This is a genomic window from Enterobacter sp. 6722112, assembly GCF_058661685.1.
In genome coordinates, this window is the sequence record NZ_JBZWGR010000007.1 from 3,168,262 (window position 1) to 3,189,837 (window position 21,576).

General features: G+C 53.6%; 23 protein-coding genes and 1 other annotated feature. Of the genes, 10 read left to right on the plus strand and 13 right to left on the minus strand.

Annotation, left to right across the window (positions count from 1 at the left end; all coding sequences use genetic code 11):
* Positions 1–412: 412 nt before the first annotated feature.
* The 3 genes from clpB to rluD form a co-directional block, all read right to left on the minus strand.
* A complete protein-coding gene (gene clpB, locus AC4OVU_RS16515) occupies positions 413–2,986 on the minus strand; it encodes an ATP-dependent chaperone ClpB (RefSeq protein ID WP_017692862.1) in 2,574 nt (857 codons plus the stop codon).
* A 129-nt stretch (positions 2,987–3,115) separates the two neighbouring features.
* On the minus strand, positions 3,116–3,847 hold the full coding sequence (yfiH, locus tag AC4OVU_RS16520; protein ID WP_023304261.1) for a purine nucleoside phosphorylase YfiH: 732 nt from the start codon (positions 3,845–3,847) through the stop codon (positions 3,116–3,118).
* Positions 3,844–4,824: a 23S rRNA pseudouridine(1911/1915/1917) synthase RluD gene (rluD, locus tag AC4OVU_RS16525; protein ID WP_017383977.1), complete on the minus strand. Its 981-nt coding sequence runs from the start codon at positions 4,822–4,824 to the stop codon at positions 3,844–3,846. Before rluD ends, yfiH begins: the two co-directional genes overlap by 4 nt.
* A 131-nt stretch (positions 4,825–4,955) precedes the next feature.
* Between rluD and bamD the strand changes: the two genes are divergently transcribed.
* The 4 genes from bamD (at position 4,956) to pheA (ending at position 7,722) form a co-directional block, all read left to right on the plus strand.
* On the plus strand, positions 4,956–5,693 hold the full coding sequence (gene bamD / locus AC4OVU_RS16530) for an outer membrane protein assembly factor BamD (RefSeq protein ID WP_003863164.1): 738 nt from the start codon (positions 4,956–4,958) through the stop codon (positions 5,691–5,693).
* A gap of 267 nt (positions 5,694–5,960) precedes the next feature.
* Positions 5,961–6,302 (plus strand): ribosome-associated translation inhibitor RaiA, encoded by a 342-nt coding sequence (gene raiA / locus AC4OVU_RS16535; protein ID WP_003863162.1) that lies wholly within the window; start codon positions 5,961–5,963, stop codon positions 6,300–6,302.
* A 103-nt stretch (positions 6,303–6,405) separates the two neighbouring features.
* Positions 6,406–6,531: a sequence feature (Phe leader region), on the plus strand.
* Positions 6,407–6,454, plus strand: a complete 48-nt coding sequence (pheL, locus tag AC4OVU_RS16540) for a pheA operon leader peptide PheL (RefSeq protein WP_100229775.1) — start codon at positions 6,407–6,409, stop codon at positions 6,452–6,454. (Overlaps the previous feature by 48 nt.)
* Positions 6,532–6,561: 30 nt before the next feature.
* Positions 6,562–7,722: a bifunctional chorismate mutase/prephenate dehydratase gene (gene pheA, locus AC4OVU_RS16545; RefSeq protein ID WP_015571567.1), complete on the plus strand. Its 1,161-nt coding sequence runs from the start codon at positions 6,562–6,564 to the stop codon at positions 7,720–7,722.
* On the opposite strand, the gene AC4OVU_RS16550 is transcribed toward pheA, so the two are convergent.
* The 3 genes from AC4OVU_RS16550 to aroF are packed head-to-tail and all read right to left on the minus strand — an operon-like array spanning position 7,719 to position 10,854.
* Positions 7,719–8,591, minus strand: coding sequence for an SMP-30/gluconolactonase/LRE family protein (locus AC4OVU_RS16550; protein WP_110292309.1), 873 nt, complete (start codon positions 8,589–8,591; stop codon positions 7,719–7,721). The two genes, pheA and AC4OVU_RS16550, sit on opposite strands and share 4 nt — an antisense overlap.
* A gap of 60 nt (positions 8,592–8,651) precedes the next feature.
* Complete coding sequence (gene tyrA, locus AC4OVU_RS16555; protein ID WP_006811631.1) at positions 8,652–9,773, minus strand: bifunctional chorismate mutase/prephenate dehydrogenase; 1,122 nt, start codon at positions 9,771–9,773, stop codon at positions 8,652–8,654.
* Between the two features lie 10 nt (positions 9,774–9,783).
* Positions 9,784–10,854: a 3-deoxy-7-phosphoheptulonate synthase AroF gene (gene aroF, locus AC4OVU_RS16560; RefSeq protein ID WP_006811632.1), complete on the minus strand. Its 1,071-nt coding sequence runs from the start codon at positions 10,852–10,854 to the stop codon at positions 9,784–9,786.
* 212 nt (positions 10,855–11,066) lie between these two features.
* Here aroF and AC4OVU_RS16565 point away from each other — a divergent pair, with 212 nt between their 5' ends.
* From AC4OVU_RS16565 to AC4OVU_RS16580, 4 genes are all read left to right on the plus strand, one after another.
* Positions 11,067–11,441, plus strand: a complete 375-nt coding sequence (locus AC4OVU_RS16565) for a DUF2799 domain-containing protein (RefSeq protein WP_032669369.1) — start codon at positions 11,067–11,069, stop codon at positions 11,439–11,441.
* Between the two features lie 153 nt (positions 11,442–11,594).
* Entirely contained in the window at positions 11,595–12,131 is a 537-nt protein-coding gene (yfiR, locus tag AC4OVU_RS16570) for a regulatory sequestration protein YfiR (RefSeq protein WP_032672087.1), read from the plus strand.
* Entirely contained in the window at positions 12,124–13,344 is a 1,221-nt protein-coding gene (gene dgcN / locus AC4OVU_RS16575; protein ID WP_017692859.1) for a diguanylate cyclase DgcN/YfiN, read from the plus strand. Before yfiR ends, dgcN begins: the two co-directional genes overlap by 8 nt.
* A gap of 12 nt (positions 13,345–13,356) precedes the next feature.
* The gene (locus AC4OVU_RS16580) at positions 13,357–13,842 is read left to right on the plus strand and encodes an OmpA family protein (RefSeq protein ID WP_017382956.1); all 486 of its coding nucleotides are present in this window, start codon (positions 13,357–13,359) and stop codon (positions 13,840–13,842) included.
* Positions 13,843–13,844: 2 nt separating this feature from the next.
* Here AC4OVU_RS16580 and AC4OVU_RS16585 read toward each other — a convergent pair whose 3' ends face one another.
* The 7 genes from AC4OVU_RS16585 to ffh all read right to left on the minus strand — a co-directional run bounded on the left by AC4OVU_RS16585 (position 13,845) and on the right by ffh (position 19,262).
* Complete coding sequence (locus AC4OVU_RS16585; RefSeq protein WP_491928752.1) at positions 13,845–15,215, minus strand: PepSY-associated TM helix domain-containing protein; 1,371 nt, start codon at positions 15,213–15,215, stop codon at positions 13,845–13,847.
* A gap of 38 nt (positions 15,216–15,253) precedes the next feature.
* Positions 15,254–15,658 (minus strand): DUF2946 domain-containing protein, encoded by a 405-nt coding sequence (locus tag AC4OVU_RS16590; RefSeq protein WP_017382958.1) that lies wholly within the window; start codon positions 15,656–15,658, stop codon positions 15,254–15,256.
* Between the two features lie 132 nt (positions 15,659–15,790).
* Complete coding sequence (rplS, locus tag AC4OVU_RS16595; protein WP_002914145.1) at positions 15,791–16,138, minus strand: 50S ribosomal protein L19; 348 nt, start codon at positions 16,136–16,138, stop codon at positions 15,791–15,793.
* 43 nt (positions 16,139–16,181) lie between these two features.
* Complete coding sequence (trmD, locus tag AC4OVU_RS16600; RefSeq protein ID WP_014832949.1) at positions 16,182–16,949, minus strand: tRNA (guanosine(37)-N1)-methyltransferase TrmD; 768 nt, start codon at positions 16,947–16,949, stop codon at positions 16,182–16,184.
* 31 nt (positions 16,950–16,980) lie between these two features.
* A complete protein-coding gene (gene rimM, locus AC4OVU_RS16605; protein ID WP_032609925.1) occupies positions 16,981–17,520 on the minus strand; it encodes a ribosome maturation factor RimM in 540 nt (179 codons plus the stop codon).
* Between the two features lie 15 nt (positions 17,521–17,535).
* Complete coding sequence (gene rpsP / locus AC4OVU_RS16610; RefSeq protein ID WP_003863133.1) at positions 17,536–17,784, minus strand: 30S ribosomal protein S16; 249 nt, start codon at positions 17,782–17,784, stop codon at positions 17,536–17,538.
* Between the two features lie 116 nt (positions 17,785–17,900).
* Positions 17,901–19,262: a signal recognition particle protein gene (gene ffh / locus AC4OVU_RS16615; RefSeq protein WP_003863132.1), complete on the minus strand. Its 1,362-nt coding sequence runs from the start codon at positions 19,260–19,262 to the stop codon at positions 17,901–17,903.
* 166 nt (positions 19,263–19,428) lie between these two features.
* Here ffh and AC4OVU_RS16620 point away from each other — a divergent pair, with 166 nt between their 5' ends.
* Positions 19,429–20,220 (plus strand): cytochrome C assembly family protein, encoded by a 792-nt coding sequence (locus AC4OVU_RS16620; RefSeq protein WP_110292976.1) that lies wholly within the window; start codon positions 19,429–19,431, stop codon positions 20,218–20,220.
* 19 nt (positions 20,221–20,239) lie between these two features.
* Positions 20,240–21,526, plus strand: a complete 1,287-nt coding sequence (locus tag AC4OVU_RS16625) for an HlyC/CorC family transporter (RefSeq protein WP_026094274.1) — start codon at positions 20,240–20,242, stop codon at positions 21,524–21,526.
* Positions 21,527–21,576: the final 50 nt, after the last annotated feature.

Here is a 21,576-nt window from a genome sequence, read left to right on the forward strand (position 1 = left end):
TGAATTAAACTTCGTAATGAATTACGTGTTCACTCGTTGAGACTTGGTATTCATTTAGTGTCCGAGGACATTAAGAATCCATGTCACTTTGAGTGCCCACACAGATTGTCTGATAAATTCTTAAAGAGCAGTGCCGCTTCGTTTTCGCTGCGGCGCGGGGTGTGCATATTACGCTTTCCCGCTTCAGAGTCAAGCGTTTGTTTTGCTTTTCTCTGCTGACCCGGCGGCTTGCGTGCCGTTGTTCCGTGTCAGTGGAGGCACATTATAGGGAGTAATTCCGAACCTGCAAGGATAAAGTGAAAATTATTTCCTGACCGCTCATTTTCCAGGCAAATCACATCCCAGACCTCAATTTTCGCCTGGTTTTTAAACAAAAACGAGCCGCAAGCGGCCCGTTTTTGCGTTTTGTGACTTACTGCACTGCCACAATGCGATCGTCGTTGGCTTCCAGACGAATAACTTTGCCCGGAACCAGCTCCCCAGAGAGGATTTGCTGTGCCAGCGGGTTTTCGATCTGCTGCTGGATAGCACGTTTTAACGGACGCGCACCATAAACAGGATCGTAACCATTCTCGCTCAGCAGTTTCAGCGCATCGTCGGAAATGTGGATTTCATACCCACGCTCTTCCAGACGTTTGTACAGACGCTGCAACTGGATCTGCGCAATCGACGCGATGTGTTTCTCGCCCAGCGGATGGAACACGACCACTTCATCAATACGGTTGATGAACTCCGGACGGAAGTTTTGACTGACCACACCCAGCACAAGATCTTTCATATGGCTGTAATCCAGCTCACCGAAGCGTTCCTGAATCAAATCGGAACCCAGGTTCGAGGTCATGATCACCACCGTGTTACGGAAGTCGACCGTTCTTCCCTGCCCGTCCGTCAGACGCCCATCATCCAGCACCTGCAACAGAATGTTAAACACGTCAGGATGAGCCTTTTCCACTTCATCCAGCAGGATGACGGAATAAGGACGACGACGAACCGCTTCCGTCAGGTAACCGCCCTCTTCATAACCGACATATCCCGGAGGCGCACCGACCAGACGCGAGACGGAGTGTTTCTCCATAAACTCGGACATATCGATACGCACCATCGCGTCATCGCTGTCGAACATAAAGTTAGCCAGCGCTTTACACAGCTCAGTTTTACCGACACCGGTTGGCCCCAGGAAAAGGAACGAGCCGATTGGACGATTCGGATCGGACAGCCCCGCACGGCTACGACGAATGGCGTTAGATACCGCTTCGACCGCTTCGTTCTGTCCAATGACGCGCTGATGCAGATCCTGCTCCATACGCAGCAGTTTCTCACGTTCGCTTTCCATCATGCGAGCCACAGGAATACCCGTCCAGCGCGCCAGCACTTCGGCAATCTCGGCATCCGTCACTTTATTACGCAACAGACGCATGGTTTTGCCTTCCGACTGCGTGGCAATCTCTAGCTGTTTTTCCAGCTCAGGGATCTTGCCGTACTGTAGCTCGGACATCCGTGCCAGATCCCCCACGCGACGCGCCTGCTCAATGGCAATTTTCGCCTGCTCCAGCTCCGCCTTGATTGTCTGGGTGCCAGAGAGGGAGGCTTTCTCAGCTTTCCACTCTTCTTCCAGCTCAGAATACTGACGCTCTTTCTCGTCCAGTTCTTCGTTGAGCATATCGAGGCGTTTCTTACTCGCTTCATCAGACTCTTTGTTCAGCGCCTGCTGTTCCAGCTTGAGCTGGATAATGCGGCGATCGAGTCGGTCCAGCTCTTCCGGTTTCGAGTCAATCTGCATACGGATGCTGGACGCCGCTTCATCGATAAGGTCGATGGCTTTATCCGGCAACTGACGGTCGGCAATGTAACGATGCGAAAGCGTCGCCGCCGCAACGATGGCCGGGTCAGTGATCTGCACGTGATGGTGCAGCTCATAACGCTCTTTCAGTCCTCGCAAAATGGCGATGGTATCTTCAACGCTTGGTTCAGCGACAAACACCTTCTGGAAGCGACGCTCCAGCGCGGCATCTTTTTCAATGTACTGACGATACTCGTCCAGCGTAGTGGCGCCGACGCAGTGAAGTTCACCACGCGCCAGCGCAGGTTTCAGCATGTTCCCGGCATCCATTGCGCCGTCAGCTTTACCCGCCCCCACCATGGTGTGCAGTTCGTCGATAAACAGAATGACGTTACCTTCCTGTTTCGCCAGATCGTTCAGCACGCCTTTCAGACGCTCTTCAAATTCACCGCGGTATTTCGCCCCGGCCACCAGCGCGCCCATATCCAGCGCCAGTACGCGACGGCCTTTCAGCCCTTCGGGCACTTCGCCATTAACGATACGCTGCGCCAGCCCTTCAACGATGGCGGTTTTACCGACGCCAGGCTCACCAATCAGCACCGGGTTGTTTTTGGTACGACGTTGCAGTACCTGGATAGTCCGACGAATTTCTTCGTCACGGCCGATCACCGGGTCAAGTTTGCCCTGCTCGGCACGTTCGGTCAGGTCGACCGTAAATTTCTTCAAAGCCTGACGTTGGTCTTCGGCTCCCTGGTCGTTCACGCTTTCACCTCCGCGCATTTTCTCAATCGCCTGGGTCACATTAGCGGTGGTTGCACCGGCGGATTTCAGCAGGTCGGTTAAGGTACCGCGTGATTCAAGCGCCGCCAGAACAAACAGCTCTGACGAAATAAAGTTGTCCCCACGTTTTTGCGCCAGCTTGTCGCAAAGGTTCAGCACGCGCACCAGATCCTGCGACGGCTGCACGTCGCCGCCGGTACCTTCTACCTGCGGTAAACGGCTCAGCGCCTGATCGATGGCGGTGCGTAACTGGCCGGCATTAATGCCAGCGGACGTTAATAAAGGACGTACCGATCCCCCTTCCTGATTCAGCAAGGCGCTCATTAAATGAAGAGGTTCGATAAATTGGTTGTCGTGCCCCAGTGCAAGGGACTGGGCATCGGCGAGAGCAAGCTGGAATTTATTAGTAAGACGATCCAGACGCATAACTCCTCCCATAACAGGTCAAATTTGCTACTGGAGATTAAATGAGGTCATCCCTCAATTATTCAAGGTTAATAACCTGAATTATGTGAAAAGAAAACGGCGCGTACCGGATCGTCTTGATTCTTTAGGTTATATCAGCCAAATGAAACTTGCCATACGACCTGTCGTCTTGTCGCGGCGATAGGAGAAAAAATCACCCTTTTCGGTGAAGGTACAGCGATCTCCGCCGAAGATTTGGGTCACGCCGACGTTATTCAGGCGCTGGCGGGCAAGCTGATAAATATCGGCCAGATATTTATCTCCGGAAGCCACAAACGCTTCGACCGCTTGCGGATCTTTTTCCATAAAGGCATCCCGCACTTCGGGCCCTACCTCAAACGCCTGCGGGCCAATCGCCGGGCCAAGCCAGGCGATGAGATTTGCAGAATCGTCATGGAAGCAGGCAACGGTCTCTTCCAGCACGCCTTCGCACAGGCCTCGCCATCCGGCGTGGGCAGCAGCCACTTCAGTCCCTGCCTGATTGCAGAACAACACCGGCAGGCAATCAGCAGTCATCACCGCGCAAACCGTTCCCGGCGTATTGCTGTACGAAGCATCGGCGCGCTTAGACGCATAGGGCTCCCCCGTCAGCTTCAGCACCGCTTTACCATGCACCTGCTCAAGCCAGACCGGTTTTGAAGGAAGGTTTCCCGCAGCAAAGAGGCGTTTACGGTTCTCTTCAACGTGCTCCAGGTTATCACCACAGTGCGCACCGAGGTTCAGTGACTCCCACGCGCCCTGGCTCACGCCACCGATACGGGTTGAACTACAGGCGGCCACGCCTTCAGGCAGTGGCCATTCCGGGACAATCAGTTTGGTCATAACCAGTCCACGTGATCCTTATGTTCTTCGAAATCTGCGCGCATCGCGTCGATAAGTTCCACCATATCCTGTGGGATCGGCGCATGCCATTCCATCTGAATTCCGGTGATTGGGTGGTAAAGACGTAGCATCGTCGCATGCAGCGCCTGGCGATCGAATTTACGCAGCACGGAGATGAATTCATCCGATGCGCCCTTTGGTGGACGCGGACGACCGCCGTAAACAGGGTCCCCCACCAGCGGATGGGTAATATGCGCCATGTGCACGCGGATCTGGTGAGTACGCCCGGTTTCCAGACGCAGACGCAGGCGCGTATGAATACGGAAATGTTCCATGATGCGGTAGTGGGTTACCGCCGGTTTGCCCATCGGGTGTACGGACATATGCGTACGCTTGGTTGGGTGACGGCTGATAGGCTCTTCCACCGTGCCGCCAGAGGTCATATGACCAATCGCCACCGCTTCATACTCACGGGTGATTTCGCGCAGTTGCAACGATTCCACCAGGCGAGTCTGGGCGGGAACCGTCTTCGCCACCACCATCAGACCCGTGGTGTCTTTATCCAGACGGTGAACGATACCGGCACGCGGTACATCGGCAATCGGCGGATAATAATGAAGGAGAGCGTTAAGTACCGTACCGTCAGGATTGCCCGCGCCCGGGTGAACAACAAAGTCGCGCGGCTTGTTGATGACCAGAATGTCGTCATCTTCGTAGACGATATCCAGCGGGATATCCTGCGGCTCGAAGCGGACTTCCTCTTCGATTTCAGCATTGATGGCGACAGCTTCCCCACCAAACACTTTCTCTTTTGGTTTGTCCCAGATCTTGCCGTTTACCAGCACGCGCTGGTCAAGGATCCATTCTTTTATGCGTGAACGCGAATAATCAGGGAACAATTCGGCCAAAGCCTGATCTAAGCGTTGACCGAGCTGATTTTCGGAGACTGTTGCGGTGAGTTCTACTCGTTGTGCCATAAACTGCTTCTTCGTTTAACGTTGGGTTTTACGGCTTTGCCGTTTAATATAGTGTGCTATTGTAGCTGGTCTTAATCGGGAGCAGGAACTGAGTTTCTCCCGGACAAACATTTGAGGAAAGTCAAAACGTCATGACGCGCATGAAATATCTGGTGGCAGCGGCCACGTTGAGCCTGGCTTTGGTGGGCTGCTCCGGTTCGAATGAACAGGTCCCTGACAATCCGCCGAATGAAATCTATGCGACTGCACAACAAAAGTTGCAGGACGGTAACTGGAAACAGGCGATAACGCAACTGGAAGCGTTGGATAATCGCTATCCGTTTGGCCCGTATTCGCAGCAGGTACAGTTAGATCTTATCTACGCCTACTACAAAAATGCCGATCTGCCGCTGGCTCAGGCAACCATCGATCGTTTCATGCGTCTGAACCCTACCCATCCTAACATCGATTACGTGATGTACATGCGCGGCCTGACTAACATGGCGCTGGATGATAGTGCATTGCAGGGCTTCTTCGGGGTGGATCGTTCCGACCGTGACCCGCAACATGCGCGTGATGCTTTCAATGACTTCTCCAAACTGGTGCGTAGCTACCCGAACAGCCAGTACATTACCGATGCCACTAAGCGTCTGGTATTCCTGAAAGATCGTCTGGCGAAATATGAGTACTCCGTTGCGGAATACTACACCCGCCGTGGCGCATGGGTTGCCGTGGTTAACCGTGTAGAAGGCATGCTGCGTGATTATCCGGATACCCAGGCCACGCGTGATGGCCTGAAGCTGATGGAAAATGCGTATCGCCAGATGCAGATGACGGCTCAGGCTGACAAAGTGGCGAAAATCATCGCCGCGAACAGCAGCAACACCTGATACCGCTACAACGCATAACGGCAGCCCGCGGGCTGCCGTTTTTTTATTCTTTCACACTTACGCTGAAGCGGTTTAGCTTCAACACATCCATTCAACTATGACCGCAATTGTTGGCTTCGACAAGGTAAATCTCACCTCTTCCTGCCCTGCCTCACAAAAAAGATTCCCTGACAAAAACCGACAAAATAACGTGATCTAAATCACACATTTTGACATTAGGTCGGGTATGCTGGAATCACCAAGACGGAAAGACAAGAGGTAAAATTTATGACAATGAACATTACCAGTAAACAAATGGAAATTACTCCGGCAATCCGCCAGCACGTCGCAGACCGTCTCGCCAAACTGGATAAATGGCAAACACATTTGATTAATCCACATATCATCCTGTCCAAGGAGCCGCAGGGTTTCATCGCTGATGCAACTATCAATACTCCAAACGGCCATCTGGTCGCCAGCGCAAAACACGAGGATATGTACACCGCAATTAACGATTTGATCAACAAGCTGGAACGGCAGCTCAATAAAGTGCAACACAAAGGTGAAGCACGTCGCGCCGCAACCTCGGTGAAAGACGCCAGCTTCGCGGAAGAAGTTGAAGAAGAGTAATCCTCTAAAATTGAGTGTACCGACAACGCGCCTTCGGGCGCGTTTTTTATTGACAGGATCAAAACAGTGCAGGTACTTTAACCTATCAATTTCAGGATGACCTTATGAAACAGACGCCGTTTTTCTTCGCATTCTTTTTTACCTTCCCCTGACCGGGAGGCGTTTCGTCGTGTGATAAAGAATGCGAAGACGAACAACAAGGCCTCCCACACCGGGAGGCCTTTTTTATTGATAACGATAAAATGAGACAGACAACACTATGACACCGGAAAACCCGCTCCTGGATTTACGCGTAAAAATCAGTGCACTCGACGAAAAATTACTGGCCCTGCTGGCAGAACGCCGCGCGCTCGCCGTTGAAGTGGGCAAAGCCAAGCTCGAGTCCCATCGGCCGGTGCGCGATATCGATCGCGAACGTGATTTACTGGAACGGTTGATTCAACTCGGCAAAGCGCATCATCTGGATGCGCACTACATCACCCGCCTGTTCCAGCTCATCATCGAAGACTCCGTTCTGACGCAACAAGCCCTGCTCCAGCAGCATCTGAACAAAACCAACCCGCACTCTGCTCGTATCGCTTTCCTCGGCCCGAAAGGGTCCTATTCTCACCTGGCAGCTCGCCAGTACGCAGCCCGCCATTTCGAAGAGTTTATTGAGAGCGGCTGCGCGAAATTTGCAGACATTTTCAACCAGGTCGAAACCGGCCAGGCAGATTACGCCGTAGTGCCTATTGAGAACACCAGTTCCGGTGCCATCAACGATGTTTACGATCTGCTCCAGCACACCAGCCTGTCGTTAGTCGGCGAGTTGACTATCCCTATCGATCACTGCGTGCTGGTCTCTGGCTCAACCGATCTGAGTCAGATCGAAACGGTGTACAGCCACCCGCAGCCGTTCCAGCAGTGCAGCCAGTTCCTGAACCGTTATCCGCACTGGAAAATTGAATACACCGAAAGCACCTCGGCGGCGATGGAAAAAGTGGCGCAGGCAAACTCTTCTGCCGTCGCGGCTCTCGGTAGCGAAGCGGGCGGCGCGCTGTATGGCTTACAGGTGCTGGAACGCAATCTGGCCAACCAGACGCAGAATATCACCCGTTTCGTGGTTCTGGCCCGCAAGGCCATCAACGTGTCGGACCAGGTCCCGGCGAAAACCACCCTGCTGATGGCGACCGGCCAGCAGGCGGGTGCGCTGGTTGAAGCGCTGCTGGTGCTGCGTAATCACAACCTGATCATGACGAAGCTGGAATCCCGCCCAATACATGGCAACCCGTGGGAAGAAATGTTTTATCTCGACGTTCAGGCCAACCTGGAGTCTGCGTCCATGCAGAAAGCCCTGCGCGAACTGGGCGAGATCACACGCTCCATGAAAGTGCTGGGCTGCTATCCGAGCGAAAACGTGGTCCCGGTCGATCCGGCTTAACGTTCGATAAAGCGGCTTTTCTTCATCCCTGCCACATTTACAGGCAGGGTGAAGATGGCACCGGAAAGCGGATATTTCCGCAGCTCCTCCGCCTCCATATTTTCCCGCGTGGTGGTGATAAACAGCGTTTTCATATCGTCGCCGCCAAAGCAGACCATTGTCGGGCAGCGTACCGGCAGCCGGTACTCTTCCAGCTGTTCGCCTTGCGGTGAAAACCGTGCGATACGCCAGCCGTCAAACAGTGCGCTCCAGTAGCAGCCTTCCTCGTCCATTGCCGCTCCGTCGGGCATACCTTCTCCCTCGCTAAACCGGCGAAACTCTTCGCGCTTACCGGGTTCCCCCTGCTCATCAAGCGGCGTACGGTAGATCACACCGTTCGGCGTATCAGAAGTAAACATCCATCGTTTGTCAGGACTAAACGCTAAACCGTTATGCCCGTGAATATCGCACTGGATCACTTTCGGCGTCAGGTCGTTGTCGATACGCATCAGCATGGCGCCGTTATAATCTCCCGGCCCCCAGAAGGTGCCCGCATAAAACCGTCCCTGATGATCGGTACCGCCATCGTTAAAGCGTGCAAGCTGCGGGTTGGATGGGTTATCGCAAACTTTACGCTGTAGCAGGCCGTGCTTATCGGTCAGCCAGATGGCGTTTCGCATCGCGACGATAAATCCGCCGCGTTCACGCAGGGCAAAACACCCAACTTCTTCATGGAATGAGAGCACCGAGTGTTCCGCGGTGGGCAGATGGTACCGATGGATCTCCCCTTCCAGGATATCCGCCCAGTAGAGCGCCTTCTCTTCTGCACTCCACGTCGGGCATTCGGGCAGATGCCCGGTATAGTTCAACAGCAGCTGCGGTTCAGCCATGACAGTTCCCCAAAATGAAAAAAGCCAGCAATGCTGGCTTTCAGTATATACATCATCGCATTACTGGCGACTGTCATTTGCCTGGCGCAACAGCGTGCGGCTTTCACTCTGGAATCGCGTGGCGTAATCACCGAACCAGTGCTCCACTTTACGGAAACTGTCGATAAAGGCTTGTTTATCGCCGTGTTCCAGCAAGGTGATCGCTTCGCCAAAACGCTGATAATAGCGCTTGATCAGCGCCAGATTATTTTCAGACGACATGATGATGTCGGCGTAAAGCTGCGGATCCTGGGCAAACAGTCGCCCGACCATCGCCAGCTCCAGACGATAGATTGGCGAGGAAAGCGCCAGCAATTGTTCAAGCTGAACGTTCTCTTCCGCCAGGTGCAGCCCATAGGCGAAGGTTGCAAAGTGGCGCAGCGCCTGAATAAACGCCATGTTCTGGTCATGCTCTACCGCGCTAATGCGGTGCAAACGTGCTCCCCAGACCTGGATCTGTTCCAGGAACCACTGGTAGGCTTCCGGCTGCCGTCCGTCACAGTAAACCACTACCTGCTTCGCCAGGCTTCCGCTGTCCGGGCCAAACATCGGGTGTAACCCAAGCACGGGGCCAGTGTGCGCCGCCAGCATTGCCTGTAGCGGACCATTTTTAACGGAGGCCAGGTCCACCAGTATGCAATCTTCCGGCAGCGGAGGAAGTTTCGCGATTATTTGCTCCGTCACATGGATCGGCACGCTGACGATAACCATTCCGGCGTCTTTCATCAGCTCCGGCGCGTGCGACCAGTCCTCTTTCTCCAGAATACGCACCTGATAGCCAGAAAGCGTCAGCATTTTCTCAAACAGACGCCCCATCTGCCCGCCACCACCGACGATAACCACCGGGCGCAGCGACGGACAGAGGGTTTTGAAGCCCTTGTCGTTTTCGCTGGAATAAGACTCGCGCATCACGCGACGCAGGACGTCCTCAATCAAATCAGGTGATACGCCCAGGGCCTGCGCCTCTTTACGGCGGGAGGCGAGCATAGAGGCCTCACGCTCCGGAACGTAAATCGGCAGTCCGTATTTACTTTTAACCTCGCCGACCTCAGCAACCAGTGCCATGCGGCGCGCCAGAAGATCCAGCAACGCCTTATCCACTTCATCAATTTGATCGCGTAATGCGGTCAATTCAGCAACCATAACTACCCTCTTATGCCAGACGCGTCGCCAGCTGGCCGTTCAAATCTTTGTGGATCTCACGCAGCAGCGCATCGGTGGTTTCCCAGCTAATGCAGGCATCGGTGACCGAGACGCCGGGCTTCATCGCGCTACGCGGCTGTTCCGATGACTGATTGCCTTCATGAATATTACTTTCAATCATCAGGCCGATAATTGAACGGTTGCCATCTTTAATCTGAGCAATCACAGATTCTGCAACCGCAGGCTGGCGACGGTAATCTTTATTCGAATTACCATGACTGCAATCTACCATCAGCGCCGGACGCAGTCCCGCCTGTTCCATCTCTTTTTCACACTGCGCGACATCCGCCGGGCTGTAGTTTGGCGCTTTACCACCGCGAAGGATCACATGCCCGTCCGGGTTGCCCTGCGTTTGCAGCAGGCATACCTGGCCCGCCTGGTTGATCCCGACAAAACGATGGGGCATGGCGGCGGCGCGCATGGCGTTAATCGCCGTCGCCAGGCTGCCGTCGGTACCGTTTTTAAAACCAACCGGCATAGACAGGCCAGACGCCATCTCGCGGTGGGTTTGTGACTCGGTGGTGCGCGCCCCAATCGCAGACCAGCTGAAGAGATCGCCCAGGTACTGCGGGCTGTTCGGATCCAGCGCTTCGGTAGCCAGCGGCAGCCCCATGCTCACCAGTTCCACCAGCAGGCGACGCGCAATTTTCAGTCCTGCTTCCACATCAAACGAGCCATCCATGTGCGGATCGTTGATCAACCCTTTCCAGCCAACGGTCGTACGTGGCTTCTCAAAATAGACGCGCATCACCAGATAGAGGCTATCGCTGACCTCCTCCGCTAATGCTTTAAATCGACGAGCGTACTCAATGGCGGTTTCAGGATCGTGAATAGAGCAAGGACCACATACCACCAGCAGGCGCGGATCGCGGCCAGCGATAATGTCAGAAATGGTCTGGCGCGAGTGCTCAATCTGAGCTTCCTGCGCGACGCTCAGCGGGAATTCCGCCTTCAGTTGATCCGGGGTGATTAACACCTGTTCGTCAGTGATATGTACGTTGTTCAGCGCGTCTTTTTGCATGATTGCGATCCTGTCAAACTCGTTTGCGATAGTGGTTTTCCTCGAAGAGGTGACACAACGATATCACATTAAGTAAAGATTTCAATCCAAAATACGTACACATTACTTTACATCAACCCTTTAATTGCAAAAATCATGGCCTAAATTCGTAAAGTTAAAATTACACACGCACGCCTGTAAGTCAGGCTATGCTCACAAAAAGGAGAATAGCCATGCGTTCAATTATTTTTATGTTGTTGTCGCTGATTTTGTCGGGTTGCCAGATCAATCCTTATACTTTTCAGCCTGACTGGACCAGCCCGGACTGGTTCACGGCCGGTAAAGAAGACGCTATGAATGGTGTTCCGGTTAAAGATAACCAGGCTCTGGCCGATAGTTTTAATGACCCTCAGGTTGATCGAGCGGAATATCTTCGTGGCTACGCTGACGGACAGAAAAAAATATGCGAAGAGGGCTTTATTCACGCCTGGGGATTAGCGGGCAAATCATTTCCTGCCAGCTGCGATGCAACTGAAAATGCAGTAAAACTGCATGAATCCTGGCAACAAGGATTGGATGAAAGTATGCGTTCCAGCAGGCTTAATTGAGCCTGCCTTAATTCCTCTGAATATAGCTCACTGTAAGATTTAGCTTAGGTCAAAACAGGGATATTTCTGACATAATGACGGCTTTGATAAACAATGGTATTCTGCCGACAATTCTTAAGGACATCTATTTCCGGGGCGGTTTGGCGGATTCTGATGAGAAATGCAATCTTGATCGCTTTGCTCCGACTCCCCCTGGCGCTAATACTGTTCATTTTAGTAGCCCCTGCAACGGCAGGCTCGTACACGGAAACGGATAAATCAGTACGTTCGATTGTTTCTGGCATTGTGAGCTACACCCGATGGCCAGCACTGTCCGGCCAGCCTAAGCTCTGTATTTATGCCTCTTCCCATTACAGACAGGCGCTCAGCAGTGAAGATGAACACAACCCGTTGCCCTATAGTCCTGTCATTGTGCATAGCGATCGGGAAGCACTCGCAGCAAGGTGTGATGCCCTCTATTTCGGGAGCGAGTCGCCGGCAAAACAACAGGAAATAATAAATCAATATCAGGGCCAGGCGTTGCTATTAATGTCAGAACAAAATCCTGAATGCGTTATTGGCAGCGCATTTTGTCTGATAATAGAGCACAACCTCGTCAGGTTTTCCGTAAATCTGGATGCGCTGGCGCGCAGTGGCGTAAGAGTCAATCCGGATGTATTAATGCTCGCACGGAATAAGAAGCATGAATAAGGAAGTCGCACCAACACCGCGTCCGACGTTTAAAAGAACGTTGCGACGAATCAGCATGATAAGCGTCATTATAACGATGACGTTTATATGGTTGCTGCTGTGTTTCGCTTCCGTGGTGACATTAAAGCAATACGCGCAAAAAAACCTCGAACTTACCGGCGCCACCATGAGCCACAGCCTTGAAGCCTCTCTGGTGTTCAACGATGCCGTGGCGGCAAATGAAACGCTGGCGACCCTCGGCAAGCAGGGACAGTTTGCCGTGGCGGAAGTGCTTAACGCACATCATAAACGGTTTGCCTGGTGGTCATGGAACCCGGCGGATAATACCGACACGCTGGGCGCGCTGGTCAACCGGTGGTTGTTCCCTGTTCCTGTCGCACAGCCCATCATACATAACGGCAATGTGATTGGCGAAATTCGTCTGACCGCGCGAGACAGCCTGATTAGCCACTTTATCTGGCTCTCATTTGCGGTCCTCACCGGCTGCATTCTTTTTGCCTCTGCCGTCGCATTGACCATCACCCGCTCGCTACATCATGGCATGGTTGTTGAAATGCAAAACATCACTGATGTTGTGCATGACGTTCGCACTAACCGCAACTTCTCTCGCCGGGTAACGGAAGGCCGCATTGAAGAGTTCCACCAGTTTGGTGAAGACTTCAACAGCCTGCTGGATGAAATGGAAGAGTGGCAGCTCAAGCTACAGGCGAAAAACGCTCAACTGTTGCGTACCGCCATGCACGATCCGCTCACGGGGCTTGCAAACCGCGCCGCGTTTCGCAACAACATTGCGGCATTAATGAACGACGCTTCAGCAAAAACCAATTCTGCCCTGCTCTTCCTGGACGGTGATAACTTCAAGGTTATCAATGACACCTGGGGTCATGCCGCGGGTGACTGCGTACTGATCGAAGCCGCCAAAAGGATGGTCGAGTTTGGCGAAAAACGTCATCAGTCTTACCGTCTTGGCGGCGATGAATTTGCCATGATCCTTTACGGCGTCCACACCGCACGTGAGGTCGAATTTATTTGCGCTGCGCTGTCGCAGCAATTTATCCGTCCGTTTGATCTGCATAACGGGCACACAGCATCAATGTCCCTCAGCATTGGCTTTGCTCTGGCGTGGGAAAATGCCTCCGTTGAAGCATTACTGGAGCAAGCCGATCGCAATATGTATCTGGTCAAAAACCAGCGTTCGAAAACAATATCCTGAAAGGAAGACGATATGTTAAAGCGATACTTTGCGCCGTTAATACTGGCATCACTGGTAATGTCCGGATGCCAGTCATCCCCTGAAGGAAAATTCACGCCAGAGCAAATTGCGGCCATGAAATCCTACGGCTTTAACGAACTGAATGGCGACTGGTCTCTGGGCCTGTCGGATAAGATCCTGTTTGATAAAAATGACGCCAGGCTGCGCCCGGAAAGTGAAACGCAGATCCAGACTATGGCCTCACGCCTGGCGGCAACCGGTCTGAACCACGCCAGGATGGATGGCCATACGGATAACTATGGCGAAGAGAGCTACAACGAAGCGCTTTCGTTAAAACGTGCCAATGTTGTGGCGGATGCCTGGGCGAAGGGCGCGAACATCCCGCGCAGCAATCTCACTACGCGGGGCTTAGGCAAAAAATACCCTGTCAGCAGCAACCGCACTGCGCAGGGGCGCGCTGAAAACCGCCGGGTTGCGGTAGTCATCAGCACGCCTTAAGGCTATTTAACGGCTGTTCCGGCGAGCGACACGCCTGAACCTGCTCGCCAGCGCAGCCAGTCAATCACAATAAAGACCGCCAGACTGACGCCCATTACCGGCAACGCCAGCCCCAGCAGGAGGCTTATCAGGAACGTCATTCCCCTTCCCCACAGCGGCAATGCCAGCCAGCTTTGGCAGAGCGTCTGTACCGGATTCGCGGCTGACGTTGCAGGGCGACGCATCCACCACATCCGGTATCCCCAGATAATTAACACACACAGCGCAACGCCAAACGCGATGAGCAGCAGCTGATTTGCCAGACCAAACAGGATCCCCATATGGAAATCCACGCCCCAGCGGGTGAGTTTAGCCATCAGCGGGAAATCCCCGAAGCGAGTGCTGTCCAGCACCTTCAGTGAGTGGGGATCCACGGCAACGGCATCAACCTGCGTTGGCCAGCGGCGATCGATTTCCGTCACCGTCCAGGCCTGGTCGACCCTGCTTGCCGGACGGATCTCAACGTTGTTCGCATCAATCCCTGACTGGCGGGCGACCTGCAATACGTTGTCAAAAAGCGACAGTTTGACTGGCATTTCAGGCATCGTCATTTCCCCGTGATGACCACGATGTTCGGCGTGTTCATCCCTCATTTCCGGCGCACCGGAAAGGGTGGTATTTACCTGCGGCGTCAGCCAGTTCATCTCTGCACGCAGCTTATCGACGTTGCCACCGGCCCATTGTGACCAGGTTAACCCGGTGACTGAGAACAGCAGCATTCCCGCCAGTAACGTCCAGCCTAAGATCACATGCAGGCGACGACGATTCTGGAAACGATTGTTAATACGGCGCTTCGGTCGGGTGTAGAACCACAGCGCGATCCCGCCCAGGGCAGCAACCCACATCCACGAGGCGGCTAACTCGCTATAGAGGCGCCCGATGTTGCCCAGCATCAGCGAGGTATGCAGATAATCGATAGTCTGACGCAGCGGTAAAATCCCGCTGGTGCCGTACACGGTCATATCCCCTCGAATCTCAAGGCTGGTGGGATCAATAAAAATAGCCCGATGCTCGGAGGGACCCAGCGCCGGGTCGGCAAACATCACGCGGGTCGTTTCGCCCTCTTCCAGCCCCGGACGTACAGCATGTAAACGCAGCGCTGAACCCACGGCCTTTTCCGCCACGGCAATTTGTTCAGCAAGAGGCTGCGCCTTACCCACGGCATCCGTGTGGAGTGCATGATGGTACAGCGCCTTTTCAAGCTGCGGCGTGGCGACATACAGCGTTCCGGTCAGCGCTGCGAAGAAGATAAACGGACCGACAAACAGCCCGATATAGAAATGGAGGCGACGCAGCAGGTTTCCCCATGCCGCGCGCGGAGTGCAGGTAGTCATACTTTTCCTTTTTAAGGCAAAAAGTGAGTGATTTTGTTTTAAAGGGAGAAAGCAGACCGACGCGGCGGCGCGCGGGTATCGGGGTAAAGCCAGGGGAAAAAGTGCCAGTGGCTGACCGCCTGACGAGGCGGTTTCACGCGCAGCCGCTGCAACACCACGCTGAGCAGAACGATAAGCGCCAGCATCACGCCCGGCACATGCGCTAACAGCACGCAGTAGCCGCATGCTTCCGCATGGTCAACTGGCATAGAATGCGGCATATCACCATGATGCTCGTCCATCGACATCATGCTCATGTCGTGGTGCATGCCCGGCATGGCGCTCATGGGATCTTTTTGCAGCGAGACGGAGATCAGCGGCGCCACGACGATCAGCAGGATCGCAAACAGCGCGGTCAATGCCGCTGCGCGTTTCCAGCTATGCTGATGCAGTACGTTATCCACTTACCCTCCACCCAAGAGGCGAACATTGTAAATGATTTATGACGGAAGGGTTAACGCGAGAGGTGCGATGGGATAAAAAAAGGGCCAGCCTTTCGGCCAGCCCTTTCTAACAGGATGTCGCTTAAGCGAATCTTAGTTCAGACGCTCTTTAATACGAGCAGACTTACCAGTACGCTCACGCAGGTAGTACAGTTTAGCTTTACGTACAGCACCACGACGTTTAACAGCAATGCTGTCAACTACCGGAGAGTGAGTCTGGAAGACACGCTCAACGCCTTCGCCGTTGGAAATTTTACGAACAGTGAATGCAGAGTGCAGACCGCGGTTACGAATAGCGATAACCACGCCCTCGAATGCCTGCAGACGTTTTTTGGAACCTTCAACAACCCATACTTTCACTTCCACGGTGTCACCTGGACGGAAGGAAGGTACGTCCTGCTTCATCTGCTCTTGTTCAAGTTGCTTAATAATGTTGCTCATAATTTAATCTCTTATCCTGGGTAAACTGATATTCGGGAGCGTATTACGCATTCCCATCATGTTCATGCTGCTGGTGTGCGTGTTCAGTTTTGAACTCGGCCAGCAACTTTGCTTGCTCTTCAGTCAGAGCCAGGTTTTCCAGAAGTTCAGGTCTTCTAAGCCAGGTTCGGCCCAGCGACTGCTTCAAACGCCAGCGACGTATCTCGGCATGGTTTCCAGACAGTAATACTGCCGGGACTTCCATCCCTTCTAACACTTCAGGACGAGTATAGTGTGGACAGTCCAGCAATCCATCGGCAAACGAATCTTCTGTCGCCGAAGCTTCATGGCCCAGTACACCCGGAATGAACCGGGCAACGGAGTCAATCAGCGTCATTGCTGGTAACTCACCACCGCTGAGAACGTAATCGCCGATAGACCATTCTTCGTCAATCTCGGTTTGAATTACACGCTCATCTATCCCTTCGTAGCGACCACAGACCAGAATCAGCTTTTGATTCGTCGCCAGTTCGCTCACGCCCGCTTGATCAAGCTTGCGTCCCTGAGGTGACAGATAAATCACCTTCGCGCCTTCACCTGCCGCGGCTTTTGCTGTGTGAATGGCGTCCCGTAAGGGTTGCACCATCATCAACATCCCCGGTCCGCCGCCGTAAGGACGATCGTCCACGGTACGGTGCCGGTCGTGCGTGAAGTCACGAGGACTCCAGCTCTGGATGCTCAGCAGGCCATTCTTTACTGCCCGGCCAGTTACCCCGTAATCGGTAATCGCGCGGAACATTTCAGGAAACAGGCTAATTATGCCAATCCACATAGCGCCGTCTTTTACCGTTTATCCGGAGAATTTAAAAACCAGGATCCCAATCTACTTCAATGGTTTGAGTAGTGAGATCGACTTTCTTGATAACCTGTCCATCGAGGAACGGAACCAACCGCTCCTTGATGCCAAATGCATCTTTCAGGTTTGCCTTAATGACGAGAACGTCATTTGACCCGGTTTCCATCATGTCGATGACTTTCCCCAGGCTGTAGCCTTCAGTGGTCACTACCTGGCAACCCATAAGGTCTTTCCAGTAGTAGTCACCCTCTTCCAGCTGTGGCAACTGCGACGAATCCACGACAATTTCACAATTAGTCAGCGCATTCGCGGCATCACGATCGTCAATGCCTTTCAGCTTGATGATGATGTCCTGATTGTGGTGACGCCAGCTTTCCAGCTCGACCTCTTCCCACTTACCGCCTTTCTGGATAAACCAGGGCTGGTAATTAAAAATGCTATCAGCGTCTTCAGTGGAGGAAAACACTCTGAGCCAACCACGGATACCGTAGCAAGAACCCATTTTTCCCAATACGATCGGTTCAACAGGTGCTTTATTGCTCATCATGACCACCGTGACAGATTAAGCTGCTTTGTTTGCTGCTTTGATCAGCGTAGCAACGCGATCGGAAACAGTAGCGCCCTGGCCAACCCAGTGAGCGATACGATCCAGATCCAGACGGGTTTCTTCTTCTGCGCCAGCGGCCAGTGGGTTGAAGAAACCAACGCGCTCGATGAAGCGACCGTTGCGTGCATTACGGCTGTCAGTCACAACAACCTGGTAGAACGGACGCTTTTTAGCGCCGTGACGAGCTAAACGAATAGTTACCATAACATCCTCTTGTGTGAATAAAACAACCGGGCCCCATCGAGGAACGGAGCCCGGGTGTCATATTAAAAGCCCGAAAATTTTACTCATTTTCGGGCAAAAAGCAATCTCAAAAGCGATTAACGCCCAGGAAAACCGGGAGGCATCATGCCTTTCATGCCGCGCATCATCTTCGCCATGCCGCCTTTCTTCATTTTCTTCATCATGCGCTGCATGTCGTCGAACTGTTTCAGAAGGCGGTTAACGTCCTGCACCTGCATGCCGCAACCGGCTGCGATACGGCGTTTACGGGAACCTTTGATGATTTCTGGCTTCGCGCGCTCTTTCAGCGTCATCGAGTTGATGATGGCCTCCATACGCACCAGCACTTTGTCATCCATCTGGGATTTGACGTTGTCCGGGATCTGGCCCATGCCTGGCAGTTTGCCCATCAGGCTTGCCATGCCGCCCATGTTTTTCATCTGACGCAGCTGCTCAAGGAAGTCGGTCAGATCGAAACCGTCGCCCTTTTTCAGCTTGCTGGCGAGTTTTTCCGCCTGCGCGCGGTCAACCTTGCTTTCAATATCTTCGATCAGCGACAGCACGTCGCCCATGCCGAGGATACGGGAGGCAATACGATCCGGATGGAACGGCTCCAGCGCTTCGGTTTTCTCGCCCACGCCGAGGAACTTGATTGGCTTACCGGTGATATGACGAATAGAGAGCGCCGCACCGCCGCGGGCATCGCCGTCGACTTTGGTCAGCACCACGCCGGTTAACGGCAGGGCTTCGTTAAACGCTTTTGCGGTGTTCGCCGCATCCTGACCGGTCATGGCGTCAACAACAAACAGGGTCTCTACCGGATTGATAGAGGCATGCACCTGCTTAATTTCGTCCATCATCGCTTCGTCAACGTGCAGACGACCGGCGGTATCCACCAGCAGCACGTCGTAGAATTTCAGCTTCGCCTCTTTCAGCGCCGCGTTAACGATGTCGACAGGCTTCTGCGCCACGTCGGACGGGAAGAAGTCTACGCCAACCTGCTCGGCCAGCGTTTCCAGCTGTTTGATCGCCGCTGGGCGATACACGTCCGCCGACACCACCAGCACCTTTTTCTTGTGCTTTTCGCGCAGGAATTTCCCCAGCTTACCAACGCTGGTGGTTTTACCCGCACCTTGCAGACCCGCCATCAGTACGACGGCCGGCGGCTGAGCCGCCAGGTTAAGCACCTGGTTCTCTTCACCCATCGCCGAAACCAGTTCGTTACGGACGATTTTGACGAACTCCTGACCCGGAGTCAGGCTCTTGTTCACTTCATGGCCAACCGCTTTCTCTTTCACGCGGTTGATAAAATCACGCACGACCGGCAACGCGACGTCTGCTTCCAGCAGCGCCATGCGCACTTCGCGCAGCGTTTCCTTGATGTTCTCTTCGGTGAGGCGTCCACGGCCGCTGATGTTGCGCAGCGTGCGCGACAAACGATCGGTTAAATTATCAAACATTGTCTCTCGCCTGGGGTAGAAACGTTAGGTCGCCTGGGCGACACATACACAGAATTTTGCCGGAGTATAACATGAAGGCGCCTTTGTTGTTATGCAACGGTTGGAGCAGGCGTCACGTAACGTTATACTGCTTCTCTTTCTTATTAAGACAACTGTCGACGCCTATATGCCTGTTTTCGCACTGATCGCCCTTGTTGCCTACTCTGTCAGCCTCGCGCTGATCATTCCTGGCCTGCTGCAAAAAAACAGCGGCTGGCGGCGCATGGCTATTCTTTCGGCAGTGATCGCACTGATTAGCCATGCGTTTGCGCTGGAATCACGCATCATTCCCGGCGACGGCAGCGTGCAAAATCTGAGCGTACTGAACGTCGGCTCGCTGGTCAGCCTGATGATCTGTACGGTCATGACCATTGTCGCGTCTAAAAACCGTGGCTGGATGCTGCTGCCGATAGTCTACGCCTTTGCGCTGATCAACCTGGCGTTAGCCACGTTCATGCCCAATGAGTTTATTACTCACCTGGAAGCCACGCCGGGGATGCTGGTGCATATTGGCCTGTCGCTGTTCTCCTACGCGACGCTGATCATCGCCGCCCTTTACGCCATGCAACTCGCCTGGATTGACTACCAGCTGAAAAATAAAAAGCTGGCGTTTAACCACGAAATGCCACCGCTGATGGTGATTGAGCGTAAGATGTTCCACATCACCCAGGTCGGTGTGGTTCTGCTGACGCTGACGCTGTGCACGGGCTTGTTTTATATGAAGAACCTGTTCAGCGTGGAGAATATCGATAAAGCGGTCCTCTCCATCATCGCGTGGTTTGTCTATATTGTCCTGTTATGGGGCCATTATCATGAAGGCTGGCGCGGTCGTCGCGTGGTCTGGTTCAACGTAGCGGGTGCGGGCATTCTCACGCTTGCCTATTTTGGTAGCCGCTTCATACAGCAATTTGCTGGCTAAGTAACAAAAGGAGTTCCCCCTGGAACACATCTCTACCACCACGCTGATCGTCATTCTGGTCATCATGGTGGTCATCTCCGCTTATTTCTCTGGCTCTGAAACCGGCATGATGACGCTGAACCGCTACCGGTTACGTCATCGCGCCAAGCAGGGTAACCGTGCCGCGCGTCGTGTCGAAAAGCTTCTGCGTAAGCCGGACCGGCTGATTAGCCTGGTGCTTATCGGTAACAACCTGGTCAATATTCTCGCCTCTGCACTGGGCACCATCGTCGGGATGCGTCTGTACGGCAACGCAGGCGTGGCGATTGCCACAGGTGTGCTCACGTTTGTGGTGCTGGTGTTTGCGGAAGTGCTGCCCAAAACCATCGCCGCGCTTTACCCGGAAAAAGTCGCCTACCCCAGCAGCTTCCTGTTAGCACCGCTGCTTATTCTGATGATGCCGCTGGTCTGGCTGCTGAATATGGTGACACGGGTGCTGATGCGCATGGTGGGTATAAAGGCAGACGTCACCATTAGTAGCGCGCTCAGCAAAGACGAACTGCGTACCATCGTGAATGAATCCCGCTCGCAGATCTCCCGCCGCAATCAGGACATGCTCCTGTCGGTGCTGGATCTGGAAAAGGTCAGCGTTGACGACATAATGGTGCCACGCAATGAAATCGTCGGGATTGATATCAACGACGACTGGAAGGCCATTGTCCGCCAGCTGACACACTCCCCGCACGGGCGTATCGTCCTCTATCGCGATTCCCTCGACGATGCCATCAGCATGCTGCGCGTGCGCGAGGCCTATCGTCTGATGACTGAGAAAAACGAGTTCACCAAAGAGGTGATGCTGCGCGCCGCCGACGAAATTTACTACGTGCCGGAAGGCACCCCACTCAGCACGCAACTGGTGAAGTTCCAGCGAAACAAGAAGAAAGTCGGCCTGGTGGTGGATGAATACGGCGATATACAGGGGCTGGTGACGGTCGAAGATATTCTGGAAGAGATTGTCGGGGACTTTACCACGTCGATGTCACCTTCCCTTGCGGAAGAAGTCACCCCGCAAAACGACGGGTCAGTGCTTATCGACGGCAGCGCCAACATTCGTGAAATCAATAAAGCGTTCAACTGGCATTTGCCGGAAGACGAAGCGCGGACGATGAACGGTATGATCCTGGAAGCGCTGGAAGAGATCCCGGCGGCAGGCACGCGCGTGCGCATTGAACAGTATGATATTGATATTCTGGACGTTCAGGACAACATGATTAAGCAGGTGAAGGTCCTGCCCGTTAAGCCTCTACGCGAAAGTATTGCCGAATAAAATGTAGGCCGGGTAAGGCGAACGCCGCCACCCGGCACTACAGGCAGCAC